Raw genomic sequence first — 16173 nt, 5'->3', positions numbered from 1 at the left:
CCGCCATTATCTGGATAATTATCGGCATGACTGAATATATTTGCTGTAGAGTTGCCCCATGACAATTTCAGCAGCTGTTTCCGGTGCGAGCGGATATGCCGGCGGGGAGGTGCTGCGCCTGCTGGCCGGCCACCCGCAGGTGACCATTGGTGCCATCACGGCCCACAGCAACGCCGGTGCACGTCTGGGCACGGTGGCGCCCAACCTCCATTCCCTCGCCGACCGCATCCTTGTCGACACCACGGTGGAAAACCTCTCCGGGCACGACGTCGTCTTCCTGGCCCTGCCGCACGGGGCCTCCGCCGCGATTGCCGCGCAGCTGCCGGCCAGCACCCTGGTCATTGACGCCGGAGCCGACCACCGGCTGCAGGATGCCGGGGCCTGGGAAAAGTTTTACGGCTCCACGCACGCAGGCACCTGGCCCTATGGCCTGCCGGAACTGCCCGGGCACCGCGAGCGCCTCAAAGGCGCCAAGCGCATTGCCGTCCCGGGCTGCTATCCCACCAGTTCGCTGCTGGCCCTGATGCCCGGCTTCGCCGCAGGCGCCCTGGAACCGGACGACGTGGTCATTGTTGCCGCCTCCGGAACCTCGGGGGCGGGCAAGGCCGCCAAGGTGAACCTGATTGGCTCCGAGGTCATGGGCTCCATGAGCCCCTATGGCGTGGGGGGCGCACACCGCCACACCCCGGAAATTGAACAGGGCCTCTCCAATGCCTCCGGACTCGATGTCAGGGTCTCCTTCACACCCACCCTGGCACCCATGAGCCGGGGCATCCTGGCCACGGCAACGGCCAAGGTTTCCCCTGAATTCGCGGCCCTGGCCGATCCCGCCGGTGCCCTGCGCGAGCTGTGGGAGAACGCCTATGCCGAGGAGCCGTTTGTGCATGTGCTGCCCGAAGGCCAATGGCCCACCACCAAGTCGGTGCTGGGTTCAAACCATGCAGCCGTGCAAATTGCCTATGACGGGCATGTGAACCGGGTCATTGTCTGCGCCGTGATCGACAATCTCACCAAGGGCACCGCCGGCGGCGCGGTACAGTCAATGAACATTGCCCTTGGCCTGCCAGAAACGACAGGCCTGTCCTTCCAAGGAGTAGCACCATGAGCGTCACCACACCACGGGGCTTCCGCGCTTCCGGCATCACCGCAGGCCTGAAGGCCTCCGGCAGGCCGGACCTTGCCCTGGTCGTCAACGATGGCCCCTCGCATGCCGCGGCGGCCGTTTTCACCAGCAACCGCGTGGCCGCCGCCCCCGTCCACTGGTCCCGTCAGGTGCTCAGCGACGGCCGGGTCGACGCCGTGGTCTTGAATTCCGGCGGCGCCAATGCCTGCACCGGCCCCGAAGGCTTTCAAAACACCCATGCCACAGCTGAAAAAGTTGCTGCCGTCCTGGGGGTCTCGGCCACTGATGTGGCCGTCTGCTCCACCGGCCTGATCGGCGAGCAGCTGCCCATGGCGAAGATCCTGCCCGGTGTTGCGCAGGCTGCGGCGGCCTTGACGCACGACGGCGGGGCTGCCGCGGCGGGCGCGATCATGACCACCGACACGGTGTCGAAACAGGCGCTCTGGACCTCCCCGCCGAACAGCGACGGCATCAGCTACTCCATTGGCGGCATGGCCAAGGGTGCCGGCATGCTGGCCCCCGGACTTGCCACCATGCTCGTGGTCATCACCACCGACGCCGGGGTGGAAGCTGAGGCCCTTGACGCGGCCCTGCGGGATGCGGTGCGCGTCACCTTCAACCGCACCGATTCGGACGGCTGCATGTCCACCAACGACACCGTGCTGCTGATGGCCTCGGCGGTGTCCACGGCGTTCCCGGCCATGGATCAGTTCACTGCCGGCCTGACCAAGGTCTGTTCCGAACTGGCGCTGGCCTTGATATCCGATGCCGAGGGTGCCAGCCATGACATTGCCATCACCACCGTCGGTGCAGCCAGCGAGCACGACGCCGAAACGGTCTCCCGCGCCGTGGCACGTTCAAATTTGTTCAAGACAGCCATCTTCGGCAAGGATCCCAATTGGGGCCGGGTGCTCTCGGCCGTGGGCACCACCGACGCGGCCTTTGATCCCGATCACATCAATGTCAGCATCAATGGCGTCATGGTCTGCCGCAATGGCAGCATTGGCGACTCCCGCGATCTGGTGGACCTGGCGCCGCGGGAGGTGTTGGTGGAAATCGACCTCAACGCCGGCAGCGCGCAAGCCACGATCCTCAGCAATGACCTCACCCACGCCTATGTTGAGGAAAACAGCGCGTACTCCTCTTAGAAAATGGCCTGCTGCGCCGCAGACGGCTGCGCGGGCCGGTGCAGCACACAACAAGATTGAAGGAATGCCCAGGATGACTTTGGTGGAAACCGCCCAGGACAAGGCCGCGACCCTGATTGAGGCCCTGCCGTGGATTCAGCAGTTCGCCGGCACCGTGGTGGTGGTCAAGTATGGCGGAAACGCCATGGTCAATGAGGAGCTGCGCCGGGCCTTTGCCGAGGACATTGTGTTCATGCACCATGTGGGGATCAAGCCCGTGGTGGTCCATGGGGGCGGTCCGCAGATCAACGCCATGCTGGCGCGTCTGGACATCACCAGCGAGTTCAAGGGCGGGCTGCGCGTCACCACGCCCGAGGCCATGGACGTGGTGCGCATGGTTTTGACCGGGCAGGTGGGCCGGGAGCTGGTGGGGTTGATCAACGCCCACGGCGCCTACGCCGTGGGGCTCTCCGGGGAGGACGGGGCGCTGCTGCAGGCCGAACGCCGGGGCACGGTGGTTGACGGGGAGCAGGTGGACCTGGGCCTGGTGGGTGAAGTGGTGGGGGTGAATCCCGGTGCCATTTTGGATTTGCTGGACGCCGGGCGGATCCCGGTGATCTCCACCGTGGCCCCGGAGGTGGGGGATGCCGCCACGGTGCTCAACGTCAACGCCGACACCGCAGCGGCCGCGCTGGCCGTGGCCCTGGACGCCTCCCGCCTGGTGGTGCTGACCGATGTTGCCGGCCTGTACGCAAACTGGCCGGACCGGTCCTCGCTGCTGAGCGAGATCAGTGCCGAAGCCCTGCGGGGAATGCTGCCGCAACTGGAGGCGGGCATGATCCCCAAAATGCACGCCTGCCTGGCGGCCGTCGACGGCGGGGTGCCACGCGCCGCCGTCGTGGACGGACGCACCGCCCACTCGGTGCTGTTGGAATTAATGACCTTTGCCGGCATCGGCACTCAAATCTTCCCGGAAGACGGTGGCAAGTGATGGCTGAACTTTCCAGGCAGGAACCCAAGAAGGACGTGGCCGCCTTCACCGGCACCGGCACCGGCGCCCAGTGGCTGGAGCGGTACAACCACTCCCTGATGGGTGTTTTTGGCACTCCGCAGCGCGTCCTGGTCCGCGGGGCCGGGGCAGTGGTGTGGGACGCCGACGGCCGCGAATACCTGGATCTGCTCGGCGGCATTGCCGTCAATGCGCTCGGCCATGCCCACCCCTTCGTCAACTCCGTCATCGCCGGCCAGCTGGCCACGCTGGGGCACGTCTCGAACTTCTTCACCACCCCGACGCAGATTGCCCTGGCGGAAAAATTGTTGGCCCTCGCCCACGCCCCCGAAGGCTCGAAGGTGTTTTTCGCCAACTCCGGCACGGAAGCCAACGAGGCGGCGTTCAAGCTTGCCCGCGCCCACGGCGGAACCGCCCGCCCCACCATTTTGGCCCTTGAGGGCGGCTTCCATGGCAGGACCATGGGCGCGTTGGCCATGACGCACAAGGCCGCCTACCGGGAGCCCTTTGAACCGATGCCCGCCGGCGTGCGGCACGTGGCCTTCAATGACGTCGACGCCCTGCGTGCGGCCATGGACGGCACCGTGGCGGCCCTGGTGTTGGAACCCATCCAGGGCGAGGCCGGGGTGCGCCCGCTCAGTGCGGCGTACCTGCAGGCGGCCCGGGAGCTGACACGCGAACACGGCGCCCTGCTGGTCTTTGACGAGGTGCAAACGGGCGTGGGCCGCACGGGGGAGTGGTTTGCCGGGCTGGCCGCCGGTGTGGTGCCCGATGCCATGACCCTGGCCAAGGGCCTGGGCGGCGGATTCCCCATTGGTGCCATGGTGACCTTTGGGCAGGCGGCGTCAACGCTGCTCAGCGCCGGCCAGCACGGCACCACCTTTGGCGGCAACCCGGTGGCCGCGGCCGCGGCCCTGGCCACCCTCCACGTCCTGGAGAGCCAGGGCGTGCTGGACAATGTCCGCAAGCTCAGCCAGATCCTGGCGGAAGGCCTGGCCGGGACCGGTGGCGTCACTGACGTCCGTGCGCACGGCCTGCTGATCGGCTTTGACCTGGCCGTGCCGGTGGCCGCGGAAGTGGTGGCGGCGGCCTTGGGCGCTGGATTCATCATCAATGCACCCAAGGCCAACACGGTGCGCCTGGCCCCGCCCCTGAACCTGAGTGCGGCGCAGGGGCGGTCCTTCCTTGCGGCCCTGCCGGCGTTGATTGCCGCAGCCGCCACACCCTTTAAAGAAAAGGCTTCCTCATGACCCGTCATTTTCTTCTCGACACCGACCTCAGCCCGTCCGAACAGGCCGAGGTGCTGGAGCTGGCCGCCGAACTCAAAGCGGCCCCGTACTCCAAAAACACTTATGCCGGCAACGGCCAGGGGTCCCAAACGGTGGCTGTCATTTTTGACAAGACCTCCACCCGCACCCGCGTCTCCTTTGCCGCCGGCATCGCCGCCCTGGGCGGCAATCCGCTGATCATCAACCCGGGGGAGGCCCAGGTGGGCCACAAGGAGACCATTGCCGACACCGCGCGGGTGCTGGAGCGCATGGTCTCCACCATTGTGTGGCGCACCTACAGCCAGGCCGGTCTGGAGGAAATGGCCGCCCACTCCAAGGTGCCCGTCATCAACGCCCTCTCCGATGACTACCACCCCTGCCAGCTGCTGGCGGACCTGCTCACCATCAAGGAGCACAAGGGAAAGCTGGCCGGGCTCACCATGAGCTACCTGGGCGATTCGGCGAACAACATGGCCAACTCCTATCTGCTGGCCGGGGCCACGGCCGGGATGCACGTGCGCATCGCGGGGCCGGCGGGGCATCTGCCGGCCGCGAACGTCGTTTCAGCGGCGCAGGAACGCGCGGCGGAAACCGGCGGCTCCGTGCTCATCACCACCGACGTCGCCGAGGCGGTGTCCGGGGCCGACGTGCTGGTCACCGACACCTGGGTGTCCATGGGCCAGGAGCAGGAGAAGGCGGCGCGCATGGAATTGTTCACCGGCTATGCGCTCGACGACGCCGCCCTGGCCCAGGCCGCCCCGGACGCCATTGTGCTGCACTGCCTGCCGGCCTACCGCGGCTACGAGATTTCCGCATCCGTCATTGACGGCCCGCAGTCCGTGGTCTGGGATGAGGCGGAAAACCGGCTCCACGCCCAAAAGGCGCTCATGGTGTGGCTCATGGAAAAGTCCGCCGCCGGCGCCGGGCACCCCCGCGTTGCCGCGGCCAGCGCCTAGCCATGGGGAAGGTGCCGGCAAATCCAGTGGTCATGCCTGCGACAAAAACCGCCCGGCAGGCGCGGGTGGCCTCCCTGCTGAGCAGCCGCGCGGTCCGCTCCCAGGCCGAGTTGGCGTCCCTGCTGGCCGATCAGGGGCTGGTGGTGGGGCAGGCGACGCTCTCACGCGACCTGGTGGAGCTGCGCGCCGTGCGGGTCCGGGGCCAGGAGGGAACACTGGTCTATGCCCTGCCGCCGGAGGGCGGTGAGCGCAGCGTGCATGCAGCCTCGTCCCAGGAACTTTTGGACACCCGCTTGGTGCGTCTGTGCGGCGAACTGCTGGTGACGGCCGAGGGCTCGGCGAACATTGCCGTGCTGCGCACGCCGCCGGGGGCGGCAAACTTTTTGGCGCTGGCCATTGACCACTCGGTGCTGCCCTCGATCCTGGGCACCCTGGCCGGTGACGACACCGTCATGGTGATCAGCCGCGATCCACTGGGAGGGGCGGCCATTGCCGAGCGGTTTCTGCAGTTTGCCGCGGAGTCCAGCGCCGGCGCCTGAGCCCGGGCGGTCGGTGTGGACGGTGCGGCGGCAGCTTCGGATGGGTGCAGCGCATGCCGCCGGGAAGCTGCGCCCGGGGCAAACCGCCACCTTGCAGGTGTGGTGAATAGTTTTTAGCAAGATTGCATAATCATGCATTATGCTGGAACAAAAGTTACCTTACCCGCTGCGGGTGAGGTCCGGCGTTGACTACAAGGAGAATAAAGTGACTGAGCGGATTGTATTGGCCTACTCCGGCGGACTGGACACCTCGGTGGCCATTGGCTGGATTGGTGAAGCCACCGGCGCCGAGGTGATTGCCGTGGCCGTGGATGTTGGCCAGGGCGGGGAATCCCTGGAGGACATCCGTCAGCGTGCCCTGGGCTGCGGCGCCGTGGAGGCCTATGTTGCCGATGCCCGCGACGAGTTTGCCAACGAATACGCCATGCCCACGCTGAAGGCCAATGCGCTGTACCAGGGCCACTACCCGCTGGTCTCAGCCATTTCCCGCCCCGTCATTGTCAAGCACCTGGTGAAGGCCGCCCGCGAATTCGGCGCCACCACCGTGGCCCACGGATGCACCGGCAAGGGCAACGACCAGGTCCGCTTTGAAGTCGGCATCCAGACCCTCGGCCCGGACCTGAAGTGCATTGCGCCCGTGCGCGATTTGGCGCTGACCCGCGACAAGGCCATTGTCTACGCCGAGCAGCACAATCTGCCCATTGAGACCACCAAGAAGAACCCGTACTCCATTGATCAAAACGTCTGGGGGCGCGCCGTGGAGACGGGGTACCTGGAGGACATTTGGAACGCACCCACCAAGGACATCTACGACTACACGGCCACCCCGGAATTCCCGCCGGCTCCCGATGAGGTGGTCATTTCCTTCCGCCAGGGCATCCCCGTGGCCCTTGACGGCGTGCAGGTTTCACCCCTGCAGGCCATTCAGGAACTGAACCGCCGTGCAGGCGCCCAGGGCGTGGGCCGCATTGATGTGGTGGAGGACCGCCTGGTGGGCATTAAGAGCCGGGAAATCTATGAGGCCCCCGGCGCCATGGCATTGATCACCGCGCACAAGCACCTTGAAGACATCACCATTGAGCGCGAGCAGGCCCGTTTCAAGGCCACCGTCGGCCAGCGCTGGGCCGAGCTGGTCTACGACGGACAGTGGTTCTCCCCGCTCAAGCGCTCCCTGGAGGCCTTCATTGACGACACCCAGCAGCACGTCAACGGTGACATCCGCATGACCCTGCACGGCGGGCAGGCAATCGTCAATGGCCGCCGTTCGGACACCTCCCTGTACGACTTTGACCTGGCCACCTACGACACCGGCGACACCTTTGACCAGTCGCAGGCCAAGGGCTTCATTGAACTTTGGGGCATGTCCTCCAAGGTTGCCTCCACCCGCGATCAGCGCGTGCTGGGGCAGTAGCCATGGCGCACGGGACCAATGAGGGTGCACTGTGGGGTGGCCGTTTTACCGGCGGCCCGGCCGACGCCCTGGCAGCGCTGAGCAAGTCCACCCACTTTGACTGGCGCCTGGCACTGTATGACATTGCCGGGTCCAAGGCCCACGCCCGGGTCCTGGCCACCGCCGGGCTGCTCAATGCCACCGAGCTTGACGGCATGCTGCGGGCGCTGGATGAGCTGGAGGCGGATGTAAGCTCCGGCGCCTACGGCCCGGCCGACTCCGACGAGGACGTCCATGGCTCCCTGGAGCGCGGACTGATTGAACGTGCCGGCACCGAACTCGGCGGCAAGCTCCGTGCCGGCCGTTCGCGCAATGACCAGATCGCGACACTGGGCCGGATGTACCTGCGTGACCATGCCCGCATCATTGCCGCCGGCGTGCTGGCCGTGGTGGATGCCCTGGTGGACCAGGCCAAGGCCCACCACGGCGTGGCCATGCCCGGGCGCACCCACCTGCAGCATGCGCAGCCGGTGCTGCTGGCCCACCACCTGCTGGCGCACGCCTGGGCGCTGCTGCGCGATGTGCAGCGCCTGGTCGACTGGGACAGGCGTGCGGCGGTGTCACCCTACGGCTCGGGCGCGCTGGCCGGTTCCTCCCTGGGCCTTGACCCCAATGCCGTGGCGGCGGAACTGGGTTTTGACTCAGCCGCGTGGAATTCCATTGACGGCACGGCCGCCCGCGACGTGTTTGCCGAGTTCTCCTGGGTCTGCGCCATGATTGGGGTGGATCTGTCCCGCATTTCGGAGGAGGTCATCCTGTGGGCCACCAAGGAATTCTCCTTTGTCACCCTGCACGACTCCTACTCCACAGGCTCCTCCATCATGCCGCAGAAAAAGAACCCCGACGTGGCGGAACTGGCCCGCGGCAAAGCCGGGCGTCTCATTGGCGACCTGACAGGTTTGCTGGCGACCTTGAAGGGCCTGCCGCTGGCCTACAACCGGGATCTGCAGGAGGACAAGGAGCCGGTCTTTGACGCCGCGGACACCCTTGAGCTGCTGCTCCCGGCCGTGTCGGGGATGATTGCCACACTGGTTTTCAACAGCAAACGCATGGAGGAGCTGGCGCCGCAGGGCTTTGCCCTGGCAACCGACATTGCCGAATGGCTGGTCCGCCAGGGCGTGCCGTTCCGCGACGCCCACGAGCTTTCCGGCGCGGCCGTGAAGCTGGCCGAAAGCCGCGGCGTGGAGCTCTGGGACCTCAGCGACGGGGACTACGCCGGCATCTCAGGCCACCTCACACCGGAAGTGCGCACCGTGCTGAGCACGGCCGGATCGCTCAACAGCCGCAGCGCGCAGGGCGGCACCGCCCCGGTGGCGGTGCTGGCCCAACTGGCGGCCCTGGAAGGACAGCTGAACGAGGTCCGCGGCTTCATCCACTAGGGAGGCCGGTGCTCCTGGCGTCCCGGCGTCTTTCATCCGGCGTCTTGCATCCGGAGCGCCGCATCCGGAGCGCCGCGGGACGAAAGCGCAGGCCAAACACCCGCATCCTTGGTGGATGCGGGTGTTTGGCGTTTAGGCTGGGGGCATGACTGAAATTTCAAACGACCAGCTGCTGGAACGGCTCAAGGCCGCTGCGGACAATGTGGGCGCCAAGTTGAACGGACTTGCCGACGCCGAGGTGGTGGTCCCCACGGAACTGCCCGGCTGGACGCGCGGACACGTGCTGGCGCATATTGCCCATGTATCCACCGCTGTGGCCAGGCAAATTGAGTATGCGCTGCGCGGGGAAAAGATTGAATTCTACGACGGCGGCCAGGGCGGGCGCGTGCAGGCCATTGAAATGAATGCCGGACACACGGCCGCCGAGCACCGGGAGTACATTTCCACCGCCATGACCCGGGCGTTTCTGGTTCTGGATGAGCTTGATGAATCCCAATGGACCCTGCCGGTGAGCTACCGCGACGGGGATGTGCGCGGGGTGGCCCTGGCCTACTGGCGCGAACTGGTCATCCACCTGGCCGATCTGCAGCTGGGCCGGGGCCCGGAAAGCTGGTCAAAGGAGTTTTGCCTGTATTTGGTTGAGTTTCTTTCCGCGCGGGTGCCGGAAGGGCTGCGCCTGAAACTGCTGCCGCTGGGGCTGCCGCCCCTGTCAGTTGGCACCGGCACCCGGACCGTCTCCATTTCCGGCATGCTCACAGACATTGCGGCCTGGCTGGCCGGCCGCACACCCACCTTGGGCAGCCTGCGCGCGGAGGCCGCTGCGGATTCCGTGGCGCTGCCCACCCTGCTGCCCTGGCCCTCGGCCCTGGCGGCAAAATAGCCTCCAGCCGCGCATCCGGCCAGCCGGGTGCGCGGCAGCGGCCTTCAGGGCAGCTGGGCAGCTGCCCGCCATAAATGCATGGTGGCCTGGGAGCGCCACGGCCTCGCGGCATCGGCCAGCTGCGTCAGGCCGGCGGCGCCCAGGGTGCGTGCCTGGGCCGGGGGGATGCCGCGCAGCCTGGCGTAACCATTGCGGACGGCGGCGTCACCGGGCAGGAAAATGTCGGGGGTTCCGAGCACGCGCATGGCCACATAGCCAACTGTCCAGGGCCCGATCCCGGGCAGCGGAAGGAGCTTGCGGCCCAGGCTTTCCAGCGTGTCGCCGGGGCCCAGGGCCAGGGAACCATCGGCCAGCAGGCCGGCGACGCCAAGGATGGCGTCAATGCGCCGCCGGGGGCCGCGCAAAATGTCCCTGCCGTGCGCCGCGATGCCTGCCGCGTCGGGAAACAGCCGCTGCATGCCGCCCTGCGCCCCGTAGCAGGGGGCGCCCAGCACCGCCAGCCGGTTCAACATGGTCCGGGCCGCGGCGACGGTGATTTGTTGGCCCACCATGGCACGGATGAGGATTTCACCGGCATCGACGCAGCCGGGGACCCTGATGCCGGGGATGGCGGCCACCGACGGCGCCAACAGCGGATGGCGGGCCAAAACAGCGTCGGCCGCCTGTGGCTCATGGTCCAGATTGAACAGGTGCCTGACCCGCTCGAAAAGCACCGGTGCGTCAGCGCTGTCCGCCAGTTGGTGTTCCAGCCACAGGGCGTTGTCCTGCCACCACACCTTGAACCAGCCGTGGCCACCGGGCAGCGCCACGGTCCGAGCATAGCTGTGCGCCGTTGCCGCCTCGACGCCGTCCACCGCCCGGGCACTCAGAAAGTCAAAAATGCCCAGCTCGTAGGGCGGAGTGAAACGAAGCTGCAGGGGCCTTGGCATGGGATGCATTCTGCCACGGCCCGTGCTTGGCCGGCGCCGGCAGGGAGCTCTGTTAGCGTGGATGGATGAGTCAAAACGGCGAATTGTGGGAACTGGTGCAAAAACCCGCCACCGAGGTGGGGCCGGCGTTGCTCGGTGCAGTGCTCAGACATGAAAGCCCCGCCGGTGCCGTCGCGGTGCGGTTGACGGAGGTGGAGGCCTATTTGGGCCCGGCGGATTCCCCGGATCCGGACCCCGGCGCCCACAGCTTCCGCGGCAAGACCAACCGCAACGCCGTCATGTTCGGCCCGCCGGCGCACCTTTACGTGTACTTCACCTACGGGATGCACTTTTGCGCCAACCTGGTCTGCCGGCCCGAGGGGATTTCCTCCGGATGCCTGATGCGTGCCGGCGAAATTGTGGAGGGGCTGGAACTGGCGCGCTCGCGCCGCCCCACTGCCCGGCACGACCACGAACTGGCACAGGGTCCGGCGCGGCTGACCAAGGCGCTCGGGCTTGATCTGCGCCACAACGGGATCTCCGCCCTGGGCGGCACCGTGACGGTGACCCTGCCCGAAAGCCCCGTGGCACAGGTGCAAACAGGCCCCCGGGTGGGCGTCAGCGGCCCGGGCGGCACCGCGCAATACCCCTGGCGGTTCTGGATTGACGGGGACAAAACCGTGTCAAAATTTCGGCCGGCAGTGATCCGTGCGCCTCGTTGACCCACCGGACGGTCCGGGGACGCTGTAACGTTGAGGGGTGAATCAGAGACCTTTGACCCCGGAAACAACTCCCGCCACTGCACACCCCGTGGCCGACGCCGCGGCCACCGTGGAGCGGTTGTGCGCCACCGTCGCCGACTACCCGGTCCCCGGCGTCGTCTTTAAGGACCTCACGCCCGTGTTTGCCGACGGCGAGGCCCTGAAGCAGGTGGTGGACGCCATCATTACCGCCTTTGCCGGCAGCTTCGACGCCGTCGCCGGCGTTGAGGCGCGTGGTTTCCTGCTGGCCGCCGCCGTGGCCTACGCCTCCGGCACCGGCGTGATCACCATCCGCAAGGCCGGGAAGCTGCCCCGCGAGGTCTTTGCCCAGAGCTACGCCCTGGAGTACGGCGAGGCCACCTTGGAACTGCATCAGCACGACGTCCTTACGGGCACACGCGTGCTGATCCTCGACGACGTCCTGGCCACCGGCGGGACGCTGGGCGCTGCCGCGGGCCTGCTTGAGCGCGCCGGTGCGGTGGTGGCGGGCATTGGCGTGGTGCTGGAAATTGATGCCCTGCCGGGACGGGCCAACCTCTCCGGACGTGAAATCCACTCGCTGCTGCACGTGTAACGCACCACCACACCGGCGCGCCGGCGGGTATAGAATGGACGGTCCGCCTTTTGGCGGAATGCCATCTTCATTCAGGAGCCTTGCATGTATGACGACGAGTTGGCCGCGGAACGCAGTTATGTGGACGGACTCTATGCCCGTCTGGATGAGTTGCGCGCCGAAAAGGTGGCGCAGCTGGGCGAGGTGCGCCGCAGCAAATCCATGGGGACGCACCAAAACCGGTCCGAACGTGACGCCTTCGCCACGCTGTACGAAAACCGTCTGGCCCAGCTCAACGCGGTGGACGACAGGCTGGTTTTTGGCCGCCTCGATCTGGACGACGGACAAAGGCGCTACATTGGCCGCATTGGCCTGCTGGCCGAGGACCTGCGTCAAATGATGGTGGATTGGCGGGCCCCCGAGGCCGGCACCTTCTACCAGGCCACGGCCTTTGAGCGCATGGGGGTGCGCCGCCGTCGGCACCTGCTGCTGCAGGGCCGCTCCGTGAAGGCCATCGAGGATGACGTGCTGGACCACACCATGCTGGTGGAGGGGGAGCAGCTGCAGGGCGAGGGGGCGTTGCTGGCGGCGCTGAACTCCAAGCGCACCGGGCGGATGAACGACATTGTGGGCACCATCCAGTCCGAACAGGACCGGATCATCCGCTTCCCCCTGAGCGGGGCTCTGGTGGTCCAGGGCGGCCCCGGCACCGGCAAGACCGCCGTTGCGCTGCACCGCGCGGCCTACCTGCTCTACACCCACCGCGAACGCCTGCAGTCCGCCGGCGTCCTGCTGGTGGGACCCTCCAACGCCTTCATGAAGTACATTGAGCGCGTGCTGCCGTCCCTGGGGGAGACCGGGGTGGTCATGGCCAGCGTGGGCAACCTGTTCCCGGGCATCCGCGCCACCGGCAGTGAAGTTGCCCAGACGGCGGAGTTGAAGGGCAGCACCGCCATGGCCCAGGTGGTGGCCAATGCCGTGGCCAACCGGCAGCGGCTGCCACGGGAGGATGTGGTGCTTGAGGTGGAGGGCACCCGCCTGCTGCTCACCGTCAAGGCGGTGCGGCGGGCCCGGGACAAGGCGCGGGCCACCGGCCTGCCGCACAACGAGGCCCGGCTCACCTTCGTCAAGACCCTGCTGCGCGAGTTGACGGAACAGTTGCGCGAACACATTGAAAGCGCCGGCGCCGGCAATAATGCCGACCGCTCCTACCTGGCCGAGGATGTGCGTTCGGCCCGGGATGTGCGCGTGCTGTTGAACCTGTGCTGGATGCCCATGACGGCCCAAAAACTCATTGACGACATGCTCAGCAAGCCTGAAATCCTGGCCGCCGTCACCCCGGGCTTCAGTGCCGAACAGCGCGAACTGCTGCTGCGCGCCCCGCAGGCGCCCTGGACGGAATCCGATGTTCCGCTTCTGGACGAGGCTGCCGAACTGCTGGGTGAAATGGACGCCAGCGGCGGCCGCGCGCAGGCCACCGCGGACCTGCAGCGCAAGCGCGACCTGGCCAATGCCGAAAAGGCCATCTCCAACATGAACCAGCAGCTGGAGGATTCGGGCGTGGATGGGATCCTCAGCGCCGAACAGCTGGCGGACTTCAACCTGGTCCAGGAACAATCCCAGAGCAGTGCCGAGCGGGCACTCACCGACAGGACCTGGGCCTATGGCCATGTAGTGGTGGACGAGGCGCAGGAACTTTCGCCCATGCAGTGGCGTCTGCTGGTGCGGCGCTGCCCCGTGAAGTCCTTCACCATTGTGGGCGACATTGCCCAGACCAGCTCATCGGCCGGGGCCACCTCCTGGCAGCAGGGGCTCACCCCCGTGCTGGGGGAGCGCTGGACGCTGGAGGAACTGACGGTGAACTACCGCACGCCCGCGCAGATTGCCGAGGCCGCCGTGCGCATGGCCAATGCCGCCGGACAAATTGTCTCAGCCCCCAAGGCCGTGCGCGACGGCGACTGGGAACCCCTGGTGGACAAGGTGGCCGCATCGGCGGTGGTCCAGCAGGTGGTGGACGTCATGCCCGGCGAAATTGCCGCCGTCGACGGAGGTTTGGTGGCAGTCATTGCCCCGGCGCCATTGGTGCAGGACATCACCGCGGCATTGCAGACCGTCTACGGGGCCCGCATTGGCCACGGTGCGGGATCGGTGGATCAGGACATTGTGGTGATCGATGCCCGTGCTGCCAAGGGCCTGGAATTTGACGCGGTGGTCATTGTGGAGCCGGCAGCCCTGCTGGCCGGCGCCAACGGCCGGGTGGGGGATTTGTATGTGGCCATGACCCGGCCCACCCGCCGTCTGCGCCTGATCACCTCCGCGCCCCTGCCCGAAGGCATCGAGCGCTGAAAAGGCCGGGGCGGGGCCGTGCCGTCCTGCCGGTTCGCGGGACGGCACGGCGCCGGCGGCGGACGGAAGTCGAGACAAACGCCGTCGTGCTGGTAATTTTGGGGGGTGTCTTTGCAAACAGAACTCCGCGCCCCCCAAAACGATCCCAGCTTTGCCAATGTGTGGCAGGAGCTCAAGTGGCGGGGGCTGGTCCAAGTCTCCACGGATGAGGCCGCCCTTGAAGAGTTGCTGGCGGGGGAGCCCATCACTTATTACTGCGGTTTTGACCCCACCGCACCGAGCCTGCACTTGGGAAACCTGGTCCAGCTGCTGACCATGCGGCGGATGCAGCTCGCCGGCCACAAGCCGCTGGGTCTGGTGGGCGGCTCCACCGGCCTGGTGGGGGATCCGCGCCCCACGGCCGAGCGCACCATGAACTCCAAGGAGACGGTGTCGGAATGGGTGGGTTACCTGCAGGGCCAGGTTCAGCGTTTCCTGTCCTTTGAAGGGGAGAATGCCGCCCGCATGGTCAACAACCTGGACTGGACAGCACCCATGTCGGTGCTGGACTTTTTGCGCGACGTGGGCAAATACTTCCGTGTGGGCACCATGATTAAAAAAGACATTGTGGCCTCGCGGTTGAACTCTGATGAGGGCATCAGCTACGCCGAATTCAGCTACCAGATTCTGCAGGGCATGGACTACCTGGAACTGTTCCGCCAGTACGGCTGTGTGCTGCAGCAGGGCGGATCGGACCAGTGGGGCAATCTGACCAGCGGGGCCGATTTGATCCGCAAGGTGGAGGGCGCCTCCGTGCATGCACTGGGCACGCCGTTGATCACGAACTCCGACGGCACCAAGTTCGGCAAGAGCGAAGGCAACGCCATTTGGCTCGATCCCGCCATGTGCAGCCCCTTTGACATGTACCAGTTCTGGCTGAACACCGCCGACGCCGATGTGGTGGACCGCTTGAAGGTCTTCACCTTCCTGACCCAGGAGGAAATTGCGGCCGTTGCAGCCTCCGTGGCTGACAAGCCGCAGGCGCGGGAAGGGCAGCGCACCCTTGCTTTCCAGGTCACCTCCCTGGTCCATGGCGTCGAAGCCACCACCAAGGCCATTGCGGCATCGGCTGCCCTGTTTGGCCAGGGTGAACTGGACGCCCTGGATCTGGCCACGCTGGAATCGGCCACCCGGGAGCTGCCGCGAACGGGGGCGTCCTCCGGGGCAACCATGGTGGAACTGCTGGTGGCCACCAAGCTTTCCAAGAGCAACTCCGATGCCCGCAGGACCATTGCCGAGGGCGGCGCCTACGTGAACAACAGCAAGGCCACCGATCCCGAGGCAAAGCTGGGCGACGCCCAGGCCCTGCATGGGAAGTACCTGCTTCTTCGTCGGGGCAAGCGCACGCTGGCCATGGTTGTGCTGGACGGATAGTGCCTGGCCACGGTAGGAGCCCGGCTGTCTTTGGACCCGGGCTTTTTCCGGTGGTGGTGGTTGATTTGCGTTGTGGGTGGTTGGTTGTGTAGTGTTTTCTCTGTTGCCTGCGCGACGCTGGTCCACTCCGTTGAGGGGAAGTGATCACCACTTTGCGGGTTGGCGCCCAATCCTTTGAATGTTGTTGATGGTTTATATTGTTTTTTGTTTTATAAATCATTTGTTCTTGGTGGTTGTTTATGGAATTCATGGAGTGATGAGCCGCACAGTGTGTGGATTGGACAAAATGGTTTCCGATGAAATAAAGTATTTATATCGCGGCGACGAAAACCAATTGTTTGTTGATGGTTGGTGATTACTCGGTTGCAGTTGTTGTTTGAGAACTCAATAGTGTGCCAAGTTTTATTGATACCAATTTATTTGTATGGATTGGTTATTTGGTTGGTTGTTGCCGCCCCTGT

Annotated in this window: 14 protein-coding genes; 13 read left to right on the top strand and 1 reads right to left on the bottom strand. The window is 66.1% G+C overall.

Translation table 11 applies throughout. The annotated features are described in order from the left end of the window. Positions 1-58: 58 nt before the first annotated feature. From argC to ACFUCV_RS00030, 9 genes are all read left to right on the top strand, one after another. A complete protein-coding gene (gene argC / locus ACFUCV_RS00070) occupies positions 59-1105 on the top strand; it encodes an N-acetyl-gamma-glutamyl-phosphate reductase (protein ID WP_380810680.1) in 1047 nt (348 codons plus the stop codon). After that, positions 1102-2271 (top strand): bifunctional glutamate N-acetyltransferase/amino-acid acetyltransferase ArgJ, encoded by a 1170-nt coding sequence (gene argJ / locus ACFUCV_RS00065; protein WP_380810678.1) that lies wholly within the window; start codon positions 1102-1104, stop codon positions 2269-2271. Before argC ends, argJ begins: the two co-directional genes overlap by 4 nt. A 73-nt stretch (positions 2272-2344) precedes the next feature. After that, positions 2345-3241 (top strand): acetylglutamate kinase, encoded by an 897-nt coding sequence (gene argB / locus ACFUCV_RS00060; protein WP_380810674.1) that lies wholly within the window; start codon positions 2345-2347, stop codon positions 3239-3241. Continuing rightward, positions 3241-4509 (top strand): acetylornithine transaminase, encoded by a 1269-nt coding sequence (locus tag ACFUCV_RS00055; RefSeq protein WP_380810672.1) that lies wholly within the window; start codon positions 3241-3243, stop codon positions 4507-4509. The genes argB and ACFUCV_RS00055 overlap by 1 nt, the downstream gene beginning before the upstream one ends. Next, positions 4506-5483: an ornithine carbamoyltransferase gene (argF, locus tag ACFUCV_RS00050; RefSeq protein WP_380810670.1), complete on the top strand. Its 978-nt coding sequence runs from the start codon at positions 4506-4508 to the stop codon at positions 5481-5483. Before ACFUCV_RS00055 ends, argF begins: the two co-directional genes overlap by 4 nt. Positions 5484-5485: 2 nt before the next feature. Continuing rightward, positions 5486-6022, top strand: coding sequence for an arginine repressor (locus ACFUCV_RS00045; RefSeq protein WP_380810668.1), 537 nt, complete (start codon positions 5486-5488; stop codon positions 6020-6022). Between the two features lie 205 nt (positions 6023-6227). After that, positions 6228-7433, top strand: coding sequence for an argininosuccinate synthase (locus ACFUCV_RS00040; protein WP_380810666.1), 1206 nt, complete (start codon positions 6228-6230; stop codon positions 7431-7433). A 2-nt stretch (positions 7434-7435) separates the two neighbouring features. After that, the gene (argH, locus tag ACFUCV_RS00035; RefSeq protein WP_380810664.1) at positions 7436-8851 is read left to right on the top strand and encodes an argininosuccinate lyase; all 1416 of its coding nucleotides are present in this window, start codon (positions 7436-7438) and stop codon (positions 8849-8851) included. A gap of 145 nt (positions 8852-8996) precedes the next feature. After that, on the top strand, positions 8997-9731 hold the full coding sequence (locus ACFUCV_RS00030) for a maleylpyruvate isomerase family mycothiol-dependent enzyme (RefSeq protein WP_380810662.1): 735 nt from the start codon (positions 8997-8999) through the stop codon (positions 9729-9731). Positions 9732-9775: 44 nt separating this feature from the next. On the opposite strand, the gene ACFUCV_RS00025 is transcribed toward ACFUCV_RS00030, so the two are convergent. Next, on the bottom strand, positions 9776-10660 hold the full coding sequence (locus tag ACFUCV_RS00025) for a DNA-3-methyladenine glycosylase family protein (RefSeq protein ID WP_380810660.1): 885 nt from the start codon (positions 10658-10660) through the stop codon (positions 9776-9778). 65 nt (positions 10661-10725) lie between these two features. Here ACFUCV_RS00025 and ACFUCV_RS00020 point away from each other — a divergent pair, with 65 nt between their 5' ends. The 4 genes from ACFUCV_RS00020 (at position 10726) to tyrS (ending at position 15712) form a co-directional block, all read left to right on the top strand. Further along, positions 10726-11361 (top strand): DNA-3-methyladenine glycosylase, encoded by a 636-nt coding sequence (locus ACFUCV_RS00020; RefSeq protein ID WP_380810658.1) that lies wholly within the window; start codon positions 10726-10728, stop codon positions 11359-11361. Positions 11362-11449: 88 nt separating this feature from the next. Next, positions 11450-11974: an adenine phosphoribosyltransferase gene (locus ACFUCV_RS00015; protein WP_380811426.1), complete on the top strand. Its 525-nt coding sequence runs from the start codon at positions 11450-11452 to the stop codon at positions 11972-11974. 84 nt (positions 11975-12058) lie between these two features. Then, positions 12059-14299 (top strand): HelD family protein, encoded by a 2241-nt coding sequence (locus ACFUCV_RS00010; RefSeq protein ID WP_380810656.1) that lies wholly within the window; start codon positions 12059-12061, stop codon positions 14297-14299. A gap of 105 nt (positions 14300-14404) precedes the next feature. Beyond that, positions 14405-15712, top strand: a complete 1308-nt coding sequence (gene tyrS / locus ACFUCV_RS00005; protein WP_380810654.1) for a tyrosine--tRNA ligase — start codon at positions 14405-14407, stop codon at positions 15710-15712. Positions 15713-16173: the final 461 nt, after the last annotated feature.

Source organism: Specibacter sp. NPDC057265 (assembly GCF_042668835.1).
Classification (GTDB): Bacteria; Actinomycetota; Actinomycetes; order Actinomycetales; family Micrococcaceae; genus Specibacter.
The sequence above is the reverse complement of the archived record's forward strand: the minus strand, read 5'-3'. Positions and strand labels throughout refer to the sequence as shown.

What these genes read in the sequence shown, in the direction of transcription:
- argB (WP_380810674.1), top strand. Translation starts at nt 2,345, where the DNA reads ATGACTTTGGTGGAAACCGCCCAGGACAAGGCCGCGACCCTGATTGAG.
- ACFUCV_RS00055 (WP_380810672.1), top strand. Translation starts at nt 3,241, where the DNA reads ATGGCTGAACTTTCCAGGCAGGAACCCAAGAAGGACGTGGCCGCCTTC.
- ACFUCV_RS00030 (WP_380810662.1), top strand. Translation starts at nt 8,997, where the DNA reads ATGACTGAAATTTCAAACGACCAGCTGCTGGAACGGCTCAAGGCCGCT.
- argF (WP_380810670.1), top strand. Translation starts at nt 4,506, where the DNA reads ATGACCCGTCATTTTCTTCTCGACACCGACCTCAGCCCGTCCGAACAG.
- argC (WP_380810680.1), top strand. Translation starts at nt 59, where the DNA reads ATGACAATTTCAGCAGCTGTTTCCGGTGCGAGCGGATATGCCGGCGGG.
- argJ (WP_380810678.1), top strand. Translation starts at nt 1,102, where the DNA reads ATGAGCGTCACCACACCACGGGGCTTCCGCGCTTCCGGCATCACCGCA.
- ACFUCV_RS00010 (WP_380810656.1), top strand. Translation starts at nt 12,059, where the DNA reads ATGTATGACGACGAGTTGGCCGCGGAACGCAGTTATGTGGACGGACTC.
- ACFUCV_RS00025 (WP_380810660.1), bottom strand. Translation starts at nt 10,660, where the DNA reads ATGCCAAGGCCCCTGCAGCTTCGTTTCACTCCGCCCTACGAGCTGGGC.
- ACFUCV_RS00020 (WP_380810658.1), top strand. Translation starts at nt 10,726, where the DNA reads ATGAGTCAAAACGGCGAATTGTGGGAACTGGTGCAAAAACCCGCCACC.
- ACFUCV_RS00045 (WP_380810668.1), top strand. Translation starts at nt 5,486, where the DNA reads ATGGGGAAGGTGCCGGCAAATCCAGTGGTCATGCCTGCGACAAAAACC.
- argH (WP_380810664.1), top strand. Translation starts at nt 7,436, where the DNA reads ATGGCGCACGGGACCAATGAGGGTGCACTGTGGGGTGGCCGTTTTACC.